The sequence below is a fragment of the Microvirga sp. CF3062 genome (genome assembly GCF_036314045.1).
Classification (GTDB): Bacteria; Pseudomonadota; Alphaproteobacteria; order Rhizobiales; family Beijerinckiaceae; genus Microvirga.
This window is the reverse complement of record NZ_JAYGGN010000004.1, coordinates 272,848-285,517: the sequence shown is the minus strand read 5'-3', so window position 1 is coordinate 285,517 and position 12,670 is coordinate 272,848. Positions and strand designations below refer to the sequence as shown.

Genomic DNA, 12,670 nt, shown 5'->3' with positions numbered 1-12,670 from the left:
CTTATTTATGTCCGCCTAGGCGGGCGGCCACATCCTCAAGGGAAAGTGTCTCACGCTCGCCGGTGGCGCGGCGCTTCAGTTCTACCTTGCCTTCCGCAAGCCCCTTAGGCCCGATCACCACCTGCCACGGCACGCCGATGAGGTCGGCGGTGGCGAACTTGCCGCCGGGACGTTCGTCGCGGTCGTCATAGAGCACGTCGCGACCGGCGGCGGAGAGCTCGTTATAGAGCTTCTCACAGGCGGCATCAGTGCCGGCATCGCCAGCCTTCAGGTTGAGAATCGCTACCTCGAACGGCGCCACACCTTCAGGCCAGATGATCCCGTTCTCGTCGTGGCTGGCCTCGATGATCGCGGCGATCAGGCGGCTGGGACCAATGCCATAGGAGCCCATATGGACCGACCTCTCCTGGCCGTCCGGCCCCATGACCTTCGCGCCCATGGGCTCGGAGTATTTGGTGCCGAAATAGAAGATGTGGCCGACCTCTATGCCGCGCGCGGACATTTTCTTGTCGGCAGGCACCGCATCGAAGGCACCCGCATCGTGCATCTCCGATGTGGCTGCATAGAGCGACGTCCACTTGTCGACGGTGCTCTGGAGGCCAGAAATGTCGTCGAAATTGGTGTCGGCCACCGGGATGTCGAAGTTCAGGTAATCCGCGTGGCAGAACACCTCGCTCTCACCCGTCGAGGCCAGGATGATGAACTCGTGGCTCAGGTTGCCGCCAATGGGGCCTGTATCTGCCCGCATCGGGATAGCCTTCAGGCCCATCCGGGCGAAGGTGCGCAGGTACGCTACGAACATCTTGTTGTAGGAATGGACGGCGCCGGCTTGATCGAGATCGAAGGAATAGGCGTCCTTCATCAGGAACTCGCGGGAGCGCATGACGCCGAAGCGCGGGCGCACCTCGTCGCGGAACTTCCACTGGATGTGATAAAGGTTCAGAGGCAGATCCTTATAGGAGCGCACATAGCCCCGGAAGATCTCGGTGATCATTTCCTCGTTGGTGGGGCCGAACAGCATCTCGCGCTCGTGGCGATCCTGGATGCGCAGCATCTCCTTACCGTAGGCGTCGTAGCGGCCCGACTCGCGCCATAAATCCGCCGACTGGATCGTCGGCATGAGGAGCTCGACGGCGCCGGAGCGGTTCTGCTCCTCGCGGACAATGGCATTGATCTTGTTCAGGACCCTCAGGCCCAGCGGCAGCCAAGCGTAGATGCCGGCCGCTTCCTGGCGGATCATGCCCGCGCGCAGCATCAGGCGGTGGGAGACGATCTCCGCCTCCTTCGGCGTCTCGCGAAGAATGGGGAGGAAGTAGCGGCTCAAACGCATAGGACGCCTTTAAAAGTCTCGATCTGAACAGAAGCTGAGTAACGACTCGTTTCCAGCACACAACACAGGCCCTGGGTAAAAGACAAGCTGTCATCAGTTCGCAGGGCCTGCGGCGAGATAAATTAGACCAAAGATGAATACCTGAAATGCCGAAATTTGCACCATCGGCTGCCTAAGAAAGGTGACACCCCAACGGAAGGTGACTATAAACAAAGTCCTAATGTCTTAAGGCCTTCAAAGGTCAGAGACTGCGGTCCGAGTTTCGGGAGGAACAAGATCCCCAAGCGCCAGACAGAGGCGCTGGCCTGAGAAAGCCAGGGATTAAAAATTGCCAAAAGGCAGTTCAGGCAAGGCGAAAGCCTTGCTTTTTCTTTTGGGGCTTTCGTCGGAGACTCTTCAGAGCCCCGCCAGTGGGAAGACAGCAGCGACAATCACCAGCACCACCGAAGCGACCAGTGTGGTCCAGATAGCCTTTTCACGCAGGGCGGGAAGCGCAGGCGCTCCCGGCTCGCTCCCCCGGACCACCTCGCCGGTCTCCACCTGGCTACGAACGCCGAAAGGCAGAACGGCAAAGAGCAGGATCCACCAGATCACGAAATAGAGGGCCAAGCCGCCGCTGACCTGCAGGCCGAAAGCATTGACAGCCACAGCAATGGCGATCGCGGAGATGACGACGACTACGGCCAGGGTCGACCAGAATCCTCCGGAGAGGGCTTTGACTAGGTTTATCAACAGCTTGTCCTCAGGCTTGTTCGAGTTCGATGAGGGTGCCGTTGAAATCCTTGGGATGCAGGAAAAGCACGGGTTTTCCATGCGCTCCGATCTTCGGCTCACCTGAGCCGAGGACCCTGGCCCCGGATTTCACAAGCTGGTCTCGGGCAACGTTGATATCGTCCACCTCATAGCAGATGTGATGCATACCGCCGTCCGGGTTCTTCTCCAGAAATCGGGCAATTGGAGACTCCACGCCGAGAGGCTCCAGCAGCTCGATCTTGGTGTTGGGCAGGGAGATGAAAACCACCGTGACGCCGTGCTCCTCGAGTGGCTCAGGGGCAGACACCTGGGCCCCGAGGCTGCTGCGGTAGAGCTCGGAAGCCGCCGCTATATCGCGCACGGCGATGGCGACATGATTGAGACGTCCGATCATCATGGTCCCCTTTACCCTATGGCGTCTTATGCCTCGATAACGAGCACGTGGCAGGCCGGCTTCTTGCCCCATTCCTGGTTCACGGAAGCGCGGACTGCCCTATGGACGGCATTCTCGACTGCCTCCGGATCCCGGCGCTTGGCTTTCGAAAGGCCATCAAGCAGGTCAGCCACCGTATCTGCAATGATGTCGGTCAAGTCACGACCCTGTCGGTTCTTGTCCGGCAGGCCCATGGCATCGATGACCGGATCGCCCACGAGTTCGCCCCGGTCGTTGATGGCAATTGCGACCGTCACGATGCCGGCGAAAGCGAGCTTGCGACGCTCCGGGAGTGCCCGATCACCGGCCCCGGTCACGATGTTACCGTCGCGATAGAGACGTCCTGCCGGAATTGTGTCGACAATCTCGGCGGGACCAGGAGCAAGGCGAACCATGCTGCCGTTCTTCGCACGGACAACTTCCTGCACGCCCTGCTGGCGTGCGAACTTCGCGTGCTCGCTCAGGTGCAGAGGCTCGCCGTGAGCCGGGATTGCGATGCGAGGGCGGGTCCACTGGTACATCTGGGCGAGTTCGCCCCGGCGAGGATGGCCCGAGACGTGAACCAACTCCGTGCGATCCGTAATGATCTCGACCCCCTGGTCGATGAGGTTGTTGATGATGGAGCCGACCGCCTTCTCGTTCCCTGGGATGGCGCGGGAAGAGAAGATGACCCTGTCGCCGGGGGAGAGCGCGATATCCGGGTGCTCGTCCTGGGCGATGCGAGCGAGAGCGGCACGGGGCTCTCCTTGAGACCCTGTGAGAATAGCGACGATTTTATCGCGCGGCATGTAGCCGAAGTTCTCAGCCGAGCGGAATTCGGGCAAATCATCGAGGTAACCGCATTCCTTCGCCACATCGACGACGCGATCCATCGCACGACCGACAACCACCACTTCGCGCCCGCATTCCCGTGCGGCCTCAGCCACGGAGCGGATGCGGGCGACATTGGATGCGAAGGTCGTGACGGCAACCCGGTGCGGTGCATCCTTGATCAGTGCAGCCAAATTCTTGGAGACGTCCGCCTCGCTCGGGCTCGTACCCTCGCGCACCACGTTGGTTGAATCGCACACAAGGGCGAGAACACCTTCGTCGCCAAGAGCGCGGAAGGTCTCCTCTGAGGTCAGGCTGCCGAGATAAGGCGTGCTGTCGAGCTTCCAGTCGCCAGTATGGACCACGAGGCCGTGCGGCGTCCGGATGGCAAGGGCATTGGACTCAGGGATCGAGTGAGCGACGGGCACATACTCGATGTCGAAGGGGCCGAGCTTCAGGCGCTGGCCTGGGGCAATCTGGTTGAGGTCGACCTTGGGCGCGTTGGGCTCCGACAGGCGGCGCGTTTCCAACAGCCCGATGGCGAATTTCGTCGCATAAACCGGCGCGTTAAGGCGAGGCCACATCTCGACGAGGGCGCCGATATGGTCCTCGTGGGCATGTGTGATGAAGATGCCTAGAAGATTGTGGCGCTCCTCCTCGATGAAGCGCAGATCCGGATAGACGACGTCGATGCCAGGCAGGTTCTCCTCACCGCCGAACCCCATGCCGCAATCGACGAGAATCCACTGCCGGTCCCTCTCCGGCCCGAAGCCATAAAGGGCAGCGTTCATGCCGATCTCGCCGAGTCCGCCGAGAGGGAGGAAAATCAATTCGTCCTGGTGGGAAGCCATCAATGTTGAGACCTTTTTGCGCCAGCGCCGGGCTTGGCTATATCGTGCAGCAAATTGGGAAAATAAAGGTCGCCCGCATCGATGAGTTCCACGCCGGCGGCGCCCTTGAGTTGCAGGCGCCCGAACCGGTCGAGCCCTTCGAAGACGCCACGCGTCTCACCAGAGGGTAGCCGGAGGGTGACCTCCTGCCCTATTCCGGCGGCGCGCTCGAGCCAGAGCTTGCGAATGGCGCCAAAGGGATCGGACATATTCATGCGGGACGATGCCCGCCAGGCCGCGAACGTCCTGGCAAAGGCCGAAGAGAGAGCAAGGAAAACCTCATTGCGGGTCAGGTTCGCCTTCACCTGCTGCAGGCTCGTTGCAGGATATGGCGTACCGGACGGAGCAAACGACACGTTCACGCCGAAGCCGATCACTATGGCGAGCGCTCCCTCGGACTTAAGCCTGTGCCCTTCAAGGAGAAGGCCCGAGACCTTGGCTCCGTCGAGCAGAAGATCGTTCGGCCATTTGAGGGCGAGACGTGGGGCGCCGAGACCTGTGACGGCCTCGACCGCCTCGTGCAGGGCAAGTCCAGCCACGAAGCCGAGTTGTGGCGCGGACGCCACTTCACAAGGATCGATCAGCAATAGGCTGGCATAAAGATTGCCGCGCGGCGACGACCATTGCCGGCCGTGGCGCCCCCTGCCCGCAAGCTGCTCGCCGGCGGTGATCCAGATCTGGCCCGGATCGCCCGACCGGGCTGCCTGGAGGGCGTCGTCGTTCGTCGAGCCTGTCGCCTCGAGGGAGAGCAGCCTGTATCCGGCAGACTCGGTCTCAGGCGACAGCTGCACGATCAGAACAGTGAGCTTGCGGCGGCGCGTGCCGCCGCCACCAGCGGCGCCGGAACGATGCCGAAGAGGACGACGAAGATGCTGCAGAGGGCGAGCACAAACTTCACACCCGCGGGCATGGCATCGTAGCGCTCAGCAGGCTCGTCGAAGTACATCACCTTCACGATACGCAGGTAATAGTAGGCGCCGACTACGCTGGTCACGACGCCGATGATCGCAAGCGCCACCAGATTGGCCTCGATGGCTGCGTTGAACACCGCGAACTTGGCGAAGAAGCCGGCGAGCGGCGGAATGCCAGCGAGCGAGAACATCATCATGCCGAGGCAGAAGGCGAGCACCGGATGGGTGCGTGCCATCCCGGAGAGATCGTCCACCGTCTCGTACATCACGTTGCCGCGGCGCATGCCGAGGATAACCGCGAAGGTGCCAAGCGTCATGGCGAGATAGATCGCCATATAGACGATGACACCTTGGATACCCTCGGCTGTGCCGGCTGCGAGGCCGATCAGCGCATAGCCCACGTTGCCGATGGAGGAATAGGCCATCAGGCGCTTGATGTTGCGCTGGCCGATCGCCGCGAAGGAGCCGAGCACCATGGAGGCGATCGAGATGAAGACGATGATCTGCTGCCACTGCACCAGGATGCCCGGGAAGGCATCGATGAACACGCGGGTCGCCATGGCCATGCCGGCCATCTTGGGAGCAGCGGCGAAGAAGGCGGTGACCGGCGTCGGCGAGCCTTCATAGACATCGGGCGTCCACATATGGAACGGCACGGCGGAGATCTTGAAGGCAATACCAGCGGCCACAAAGACAAGGCCGACGATGGCGCCGATGCTCACGTTGCCCTGAAGGACCGTGGCGATCACCGGGAATGAGATGCTGCCGGAGAAGCCGTAGACCAGGGACGAGCCGTAGAGCAGCATGCCCGACGAGAGCGAGCCGAGCACAAAGTACTTCAGGCCGGCCTCCGTGGAGCGGACGTTGTCCCGGTCGAAGGCGGCGATCACGTAGGAGGACAGGCTGAGCAGCTCAAGGCCGATATAGAGGGCGATCAGGTCGTTGGCCGAGATCACCATCATCATGCCGATGGTCGAGAGCACGATCAGGATTGGATACTCGAAGCGGCTGATGCCCTCGCGGCGCATGTAGTCCAGCGAGAGGATGACGCCGCCGGCAGAGGCGATGAGCGTCAGGGCCTTCATGAACTTGGCGAACCCGTCGATCACGAAGGAGCCGCCCATGGTCTCAACACGCTCGCTCGGCAACATCAGTACCGCCACGAAGGTCGCGGCCAGAAGCGCCAGGGCGATGATGTTCATACCGTAGCCCGGCCGCTCGTCGCGGATGGCGCCGAACAGGACCATGACGAGGGCTCCAGCCGCCATAAGAATCTCTGGCAGCAGGGGACCGAAATCAGGAATGGTGAAGGCGGGGTTCATCATGACCTCAGTGTGCAGCGGCAGCGGCCGTTTTCACGGTGGCGAGCGCGGCCTGAACGTTGTTGAGAAGCGACTCCGTCGGCGCCGCGAAGGCGTCGAGGATCGGACCGGGCTGCACGCCGTAGTAGATGATGAGCAGGATGAGCGGCGCGAAGGTGATGATCTCGCGGCGGTTCAGGTCCGTGATCGTCTGAAGCGCCGGCTTGTCGAGCTCTCCGTAGACCACCCGACGGTAGAGCCAGAGCGCATAGGCGGCTGAGAGGATCACGCCCGTGGTCGCAAAGAACGCCACCCAGGTGTTGGACCGGAAGGCTCCCATCAGGGTCAGGAACTCGCCGATGAAGCCCGAGGTGCCTGGCAAGGCCACGTTGGCCATGGTCAGGATCAGGAACACCACGGCATACATGGGCATCCGGTTTACCAGGCCACCATAGGCCTTGATCTCGCGGGTGTGCATCCGGTCATAGATCACGCCCACACTCAGGAAGAGAGCGCCAGAGATAAGACCGTGGGAGATCATGGTGAACATGGCGCCCTGGATGCCCTGCTCGTTCATGCTGAACAGGCCCATGGTCACGAAGCCCATATGCGCCACGGAGGAATAGGCAATGAGCTTCTTGATGTCCTCCTGCATCAGGGCGACCAGCGAGGTGTAGACGATCGCGATGACCGAGAGGGCGAAGACCAGGGGAGCGAAGTACTCAGAGGCCTCCGGGAACATCGGCAGCGACACACGGATGAAGCCGTAGCCGCCCATCTTCAGCAGAACGCCAGCCAGGATCACCGAGCCTGCCGTCGGAGCTTCCACGTGGGCGTCTGGCAACCAGGTGTGAACCGGCCACATGGGCATCTTCACCGCGAAGGAGGCGAAGAACGCCAGCCAGAGCCAGGTCTGCAGGTTCGACGGGAACTTGAACGCCAGAAGCGTCGGGATGTCCGTGGTGCCGGCCTGCCAGTACATGGCCATGATGGCGAGCAGCATCAGCACGGAGCCGAGCAGCGTGTAGAGGAAAAATTTGAAGCTGGCATAAATGCGCCGCTTGCCACCCCAGATGCCGATGATGAGGAACATCGGGATCAGACCCGCCTCGAAGAACAGGTAGAACAGCACGAGGTCGAGGGCGCAGAAGACGCCGATCATCGTGGTCTCGAGGACCAGGAAGGCGACGAAGTATTCCTTCACCCGATGCCCGATCGATTCCCACGAAGCCAGGATGCAGAACGGCATCAGGAACGTGGTGAGCAGAATGAGCGGCATGGAGAAGCCGTCGACGCCGAGCTTGAACCGGATGGTGTCGGTCAGCCACACATGGCTTTCCACAAGCTGGAAAGACGCCGTAGCCGTGTCGAACCGCGACCAGGCGACGAGCGAGAGCAGGAAGGTCGCAATCGTCGTGGCAAGCGCAGCCCAGCGGGCGTTGGAGCGAGCAGCCTCGCTGTCGCCGCGCAGGGTCAGGATGAAGGCCGCACCGACGAGCGGGAGGACGAGAAGGCCGGAGAGGATGCCGAAGCCGAGCATTAGTGGGCTCCCCTGAAGAGATAGAAGGTCACGAGAGCCGCAACGCCGATCAGCATCGCGAAGGCGTAGTGATAGACATAGCCCGTCTGAATCCGAACCACCCCACGCGTCACGTCGAGAACGCGGGCGGAGATGCCATCGGGACCAAGGCCGTCGATGATGCGCTGGTCGCCCATGCGCCAGAAGAACCGGCCGATGGCCATGGCGGGACGCACGAAGATCGCGTCGTACAGCTCGTCGAAGTACCACTTGTTGAGCAGGAAGCGGTACAGGATCGGGTGATCGGCCGCGAGCTTCGCCGGCTGCTTGGTATCGACGATATACATATAATAAGCGAGTGCCAGGCCAAGGGCCATCATGATGGACGGCAGGAGCGGCACCCAACCCGGGAGATGATGCATCGCCTCCAGGATGTGGTTCTCAGGCCGGGTGAACAGGGCGCCCTTCCAGAATTCCTGATAGCCTTCGCCGATGAAAGCATCGTGGAAGACGATACCGGCAACGACCGCTCCAATGGCGAGCACGATCAGCGGCAGCAGCATCACCAGCGGGCTCTCATGGGGCGTGTGGTCCCCATGGTGACCATGCTCATGCTGGGCATGAATTGCCGGCTCGGCATCGCGGTTGTGATCGTCATGCTCCACGCCCTCATGGTCATGAGGAGCATGAGCAGCATCGCCATGATGGCCGTGCCCCCAGCGCGCGCTGCCTTCGAAGGTCAAGAAAAACAGGCGCCAGGAGTAGAACGAGGTCATGAATGCGGCAACAACTGTTGCCAGGAAGGCGAAGGAGCCCGCGGTCGAGTGAGCCGCATAGGCCGCCTCGATGACCGCGTCCTTCGAGTAGTACCCTGCCGTGAATGGGAAGCCGGTCAGGGCCAGATTGCCGATGAGCATCATCGCCATGGTGATGGGGATGTAGCGGCGCAGGGCACCCATGTGGCGCATGTCCTGCTCGTGGTGCATGGCGTGGATGACCGAGCCGGCGCCCAGGAACAGCAGGGCCTTGAAGAAGGCGTGCGTGAAGAGGTGAAACACGCCAGCGCTATAGGCCCCAACACCCAGAGCGACGAACATGTAGCCGAGCTGCGAGCAGGTTGAATAGGCGATAACGCGCTTGATGTCGTTCTGCACGAGGCCGACGGTGGCCGCGAAGAAGGCCGTGATGCCGCCGATGACGGTGACGACGGTCAGAGCCGCCGGTGCGTACTCAAAGATCGGCGACAGGCGCGCCACCATGAACACGCCCGCGGTCACCATGGTGGCGGCGTGAATGAGGGCCGAGACCGGGGTCGGGCCTTCCATAGCGTCTGGCAGCCAGGTGTGGAGCAGGAACTGAGCCGACTTGCCCATGGCGCCCATGAACAGCAACAGGCAAGCGATGGTAAGGGCATGCCACTCAATGCCGAGGAAGGTGAAGTTGGCATTGGCGAGTTCAGCCACGCGCGGGAAAATCGAGTCGAAGGTCACGCCGTTGAACAGGACGAAGACCGTGAAGATGCCGAGCAGGAAGCCGAAATCTCCGACACGGTTGACGATAAAGGCCTTCATGGCCGCCGCGTTGGCGGAATCCTTCTGGTACCAGAAGCCGATGAGCAGGTAGCTCGCGAGGCCCACACCCTCCCAGCCAAAGAACATCTGGACGAGGTTGTCGGCGGTCACCAGCATGAGCATGGTGAAGGTGAAGAGCGACAGGTAAGCGAAGAAGCGCGAGCGGTGCGGGTCCTCGTGCATATAGCCGATGGAGTAGAGGTGCACGAGAGCCGAGACGGTGTTCACCACCACCAGCATCATGGCCGTCAGCGTGTCGATCCGGAACGCCCAATCGACCTGGAGGTCGCCAACCGACATCCAATGGGCCACCTGGATGCGCTCGACGAAAGGTCCGGCACCAGGTTCCATGTTCACGCCGAAGCCGACCTGAATGAAGGACACCCAGGACAGGACCGCCGCCACGAAGAGCAGTGCGGTCGTGATGATCTCGCTCGGACGGGGACCAAGCACGCGGCCGAAGAGGCCTGCGATGAGGAAGCCGACGAGCGGCAGGAAGACGATTGCGTGATACATGTGCGTTTACTTCGCCGATCGTGCGGGCGTTAGCCCCTCATCATGTTGACGTCTTCAACCGCGATGGAGCCGCGGTTGCGGAAGAAGACCACCAGGATCGCCAGGCCAATGGCTGCTTCCGCCGCTGCGACCGTGAGGATCAGCATGGCGAAAATCTGGCCGACGATGTCGTTCAGGTGGGTCGAGAAGGCGACCATGTTGATGTTCACGGCGAGCAGGATCAGCTCGATGGACATCAGGATGACGATCACGTTCTTCCGGTTGATGAAGATGCCGAACACGCCAAGCGTGAAGAGCACGGCGGCGACGGTGAGGTAATGACCCAGTCCGATAACCATGGCGTGCCTCCTTAGATGCCCTGGCGGAAGGGAACCTTCCGCACCTCGACGGCCGTTTCCTGCGTCCGGGCGTTCTGCTTGGAAATGTCCTGGCGCCGCACGCCCACCCGCTCGCGCAGTGTCAGGACGATGGCGCCGATCATCGCGACCAGCAGGATCAGGCCGGCGGCCTGGAAGAAGTAGAAGTAGCGGGTATAGAGCACCTGCCCGATGGCCTCGGTGTTGGTCATGACGTCGGCCGACGGGATCGGCACGGCCGGGGACCGGACCAGACCGGGGTCGATGGTATAGGTGCCGACCACGAGGATCAGTTCCAGCAGGAGGATCAATCCTATGAGGCCGCCGATGGGCAGATACTGCAGGAAGCCCTGACGGAGCGCCGCGAAATCCACGTCGAGCATCATGACGACGAAGAGGAAGAGCACCGCGACCGCGCCCACGTAGACGATCACCAGGATCATCGCCAGGAACTCGGCTCCCATCAGCAGGAACAGGCCCGCCGCATTCACGAAGGCCAGGATAAGGAACAGCACCGACTGCACGGGATTGCGGGAGGCAATCACCATGAAGCCGGAGGCGATCGTGATCGTCGCGAACAGGTAGAAGAAGGCGGCGGTAACCGTCATGCTCAGTTCAAGCCGCCTGAGGCGGCCCCTTCCGACGTGGCCCCGGACAACCCGGCGACCTGTCTATAAATTCCGAATCCGGCGGGGACAACCCGCCGGAGCTGCTAGCCCCCTGCCCTTGTCGGGCCAGAGGCGCTATTACCGATAGGGGGCATTCTTCGCGTGGTTCTTCGCGAGCTCGCGCTCCCAGCGCTCCCCGTTCTCAAGAAGCTTGGCCTTGTCGTAGTAGAGCTCCTCACGGGTCTCCACGGAGAACTCGAAGTTCGGCCCCTCCACGATGGCATCCACCGGGCAGGCCTCCTGGCACATGCCGCAATAGATGCACTTCACCATGTCGATGTCGTAGCGGGTCGTGCGGCGGGTGCCGTCGTTGCGGCGCGGGCCGGCCTCGATAGTGATGGCCTGCGCCGGGCAGATCGCCTCACAGAGCTTGCAAGCAATGCAGCGCTCTTCCCCGTTGGGGTAGCGCCGCAGGGCGTGCTCGCCGCGGAAGCGGGGCCCGCGATGGCCCATCTCGAACGGATAGTTGAGGGTCGCCTTCGGCTTGAAGAAGTATTTCACCGTCAGGATGAAGCCCGAGATGAACTCCTTCAGCAGGAGGGATTGGGCAATGCGGTCGAGCTGCATGGCCGATCTCCTTTAGCGGACACCCGGCGCATTGCCGGTGACCATCAGGACGGTTGCCACGATCACGACCATGGCGAGCGACAGCGGCAGGAACACCTTCCAGCCGAGGCGCATGAGCTGATCGTAGCGATAGCGGGGCACCAGGGCTTTCACCATGGCGATGAGGATAAAGAGGAAGCTTGCTTTCAGCACGAACCAGATCACGCCCGGCACCCAGGTGAAGGGCGCGAACGGGATCGGCGACAGCCAGCCGCCGAGAAACAGGATCGTGCCGAGCGCGCACATGGTTATGATGGCCACGTACTCGCCGAGCATGAACAGAAGGTACGGCGTGGAGGAATACTCCACCATGTAGCCGGCCACGAGCTCGGATTCGGCCTCCGGCAGGTCGAAGGGTGGGCGATTCGTCTCAGCCATGGCCGAGATGAAGAACACCACGAACATCGGGAAGAGCGGCAGCCAGTACCAGCCCAGGATGCCGAGGCCATTGTTCTGCGCTTCCACGATGGCCGACAGGTTCAGGGTGCCGGCGCACATGAGCACCGTCACGATCACGAAGCCGATCGACACCTCGTAGGACACCATCTGGGCTGCCGAACGCAGCGCCCCGAGGAACGGGTATTTCGAGTTCGAGGCCCATCCCCCCATGATGACGCCGTAGACGCCGAGCGACGAGATCGCGAAGATGTAGAGGATGCCCACATTAATGTCGGCAATAGCCCAGCCGGCATTGAGCGGGATCACCGCCCAGGCCGCAAGCGACAGGGTGCACATCAACAGAGGCGCCAGCAGGAACATGCCCTTGTTGGCAGGAGCCGGAATGATCGGTTCCTTCAGCACGAACTTCAGCAGATCGGCAAAGGACTGGAGCAGGCCCCAGGGACCAACCACGTTCGGGCCGCGGCGCAGCTGAACCGCTGCCCAGACCTTGCGGTCGGCATAGAGCGCGTAGGCGATGAAGATGAGAAGCGCGACCAGCATGAGCAGGCTCTTGCCCAGCATGATCGCGACCGCGAGGAGGATGTCCCCAAATTCCATGATCCGT

12 protein-coding genes are annotated in these 12,670 nt (G+C 61.9%); all 12 read right to left on the bottom strand.

The features are described 5' to 3' along the window. Position 1: 1 nt before the first annotated feature. A complete protein-coding gene (gene proS / locus VB618_RS09635) occupies positions 2-1,330 on the bottom strand; it encodes a proline--tRNA ligase (protein WP_329796399.1) in 1,329 nt (442 codons plus the stop codon). A gap of 396 nt (positions 1,331-1,726) precedes the next feature. Further along, positions 1,727-2,062 (bottom strand): DUF1467 family protein, encoded by a 336-nt coding sequence (locus tag VB618_RS09630; RefSeq protein WP_329796398.1) that lies wholly within the window; start codon positions 2,060-2,062, stop codon positions 1,727-1,729. Positions 2,063-2,072: 10 nt separating this feature from the next. Further along, positions 2,073-2,477 (bottom strand): methylmalonyl-CoA epimerase, encoded by a 405-nt coding sequence (gene mce / locus VB618_RS09625; protein ID WP_329796522.1) that lies wholly within the window; start codon positions 2,475-2,477, stop codon positions 2,073-2,075. A 26-nt stretch (positions 2,478-2,503) separates the two neighbouring features. Then, positions 2,504-4,177, bottom strand: coding sequence for a ribonuclease J (locus VB618_RS09620; protein ID WP_329796397.1), 1,674 nt, complete (start codon positions 4,175-4,177; stop codon positions 2,504-2,506). Next, on the bottom strand, positions 4,177-5,007 hold the full coding sequence (locus tag VB618_RS09615) for a biotin--[acetyl-CoA-carboxylase] ligase (protein WP_329796396.1): 831 nt from the start codon (positions 5,005-5,007) through the stop codon (positions 4,177-4,179). The genes VB618_RS09620 and VB618_RS09615 overlap by 1 nt, the downstream gene beginning before the upstream one ends. A gap of 2 nt (positions 5,008-5,009) precedes the next feature. Next, positions 5,010-6,449, bottom strand: coding sequence for an NADH-quinone oxidoreductase subunit NuoN (nuoN, locus tag VB618_RS09610; protein ID WP_329796521.1), 1,440 nt, complete (start codon positions 6,447-6,449; stop codon positions 5,010-5,012). A gap of 7 nt (positions 6,450-6,456) precedes the next feature. After that, the gene (locus VB618_RS09605) at positions 6,457-7,968 is read right to left on the bottom strand and encodes an NADH-quinone oxidoreductase subunit M (RefSeq protein WP_329796395.1); all 1,512 of its coding nucleotides are present in this window, start codon (positions 7,966-7,968) and stop codon (positions 6,457-6,459) included. After that, a complete protein-coding gene (gene nuoL, locus VB618_RS09600; RefSeq protein WP_329796394.1) occupies positions 7,968-10,034 on the bottom strand; it encodes an NADH-quinone oxidoreductase subunit L in 2,067 nt (688 codons plus the stop codon). Before nuoL ends, VB618_RS09605 begins: the two co-directional genes overlap by 1 nt. Before the next feature lie 29 nt (positions 10,035-10,063). Beyond that, positions 10,064-10,372 carry an NADH-quinone oxidoreductase subunit NuoK gene (gene nuoK, locus VB618_RS09595; protein ID WP_027316571.1) on the bottom strand — a complete coding sequence of 103 codons (309 nt, stop codon included), beginning with the start codon at positions 10,370-10,372 and terminating at the stop codon, positions 10,064-10,066. Between the two features lie 11 nt (positions 10,373-10,383). Continuing rightward, positions 10,384-10,998 carry an NADH-quinone oxidoreductase subunit J gene (locus VB618_RS09590; protein ID WP_329796393.1) on the bottom strand — a complete coding sequence of 205 codons (615 nt, stop codon included), beginning with the start codon at positions 10,996-10,998 and terminating at the stop codon, positions 10,384-10,386. Positions 10,999-11,136: 138 nt separating this feature from the next. After that, a complete protein-coding gene (gene nuoI / locus VB618_RS09585) occupies positions 11,137-11,625 on the bottom strand; it encodes an NADH-quinone oxidoreductase subunit NuoI (RefSeq protein ID WP_329796392.1) in 489 nt (162 codons plus the stop codon). Positions 11,626-11,637: 12 nt separating this feature from the next. Beyond that, positions 11,638-12,663 carry an NADH-quinone oxidoreductase subunit NuoH gene (gene nuoH, locus VB618_RS09580; RefSeq protein WP_329796391.1) on the bottom strand — a complete coding sequence of 342 codons (1,026 nt, stop codon included), beginning with the start codon at positions 12,661-12,663 and terminating at the stop codon, positions 11,638-11,640. Positions 12,664-12,670: the final 7 nt, after the last annotated feature.

Bases quoted from the DNA above. Each gene is read 5' to 3' on its own strand.
- nuoL (WP_329796394.1), bottom strand. From the start codon at position 10,034: ATGTATCACGCAATCGTCTTCCTGCCGCTCGTCGGCTTCCTCATCGCA.
- nuoN (WP_329796521.1), bottom strand. From the start codon at position 6,449: ATGAACCCCGCCTTCACCATTCCTGATTTCGGTCCCCTGCTGCCAGAG.
- nuoH (WP_329796391.1), bottom strand. From the start codon at position 12,663: ATGGAATTTGGGGACATCCTCCTCGCGGTCGCGATCATGCTGGGCAAG.
- VB618_RS09590 (WP_329796393.1), bottom strand. From the start codon at position 10,998: ATGACGGTTACCGCCGCCTTCTTCTACCTGTTCGCGACGATCACGATC.
- nuoK (WP_027316571.1), bottom strand. From the start codon at position 10,372: ATGGTTATCGGACTGGGTCATTACCTCACCGTCGCCGCCGTGCTCTTC.
- VB618_RS09620 (WP_329796397.1), bottom strand. From the start codon at position 4,177: ATGGCTTCCCACCAGGACGAATTGATTTTCCTCCCTCTCGGCGGACTC.
- mce (WP_329796522.1), bottom strand. From the start codon at position 2,477: ATGATCGGACGTCTCAATCATGTCGCCATCGCCGTGCGCGATATAGCG.
- proS (WP_329796399.1), bottom strand. From the start codon at position 1,330: ATGCGTTTGAGCCGCTACTTCCTCCCCATTCTTCGCGAGACGCCGAAG.
- VB618_RS09605 (WP_329796395.1), bottom strand. From the start codon at position 7,968: ATGCTCGGCTTCGGCATCCTCTCCGGCCTTCTCGTCCTCCCGCTCGTC.
- nuoI (WP_329796392.1), bottom strand. From the start codon at position 11,625: ATGCAGCTCGACCGCATTGCCCAATCCCTCCTGCTGAAGGAGTTCATC.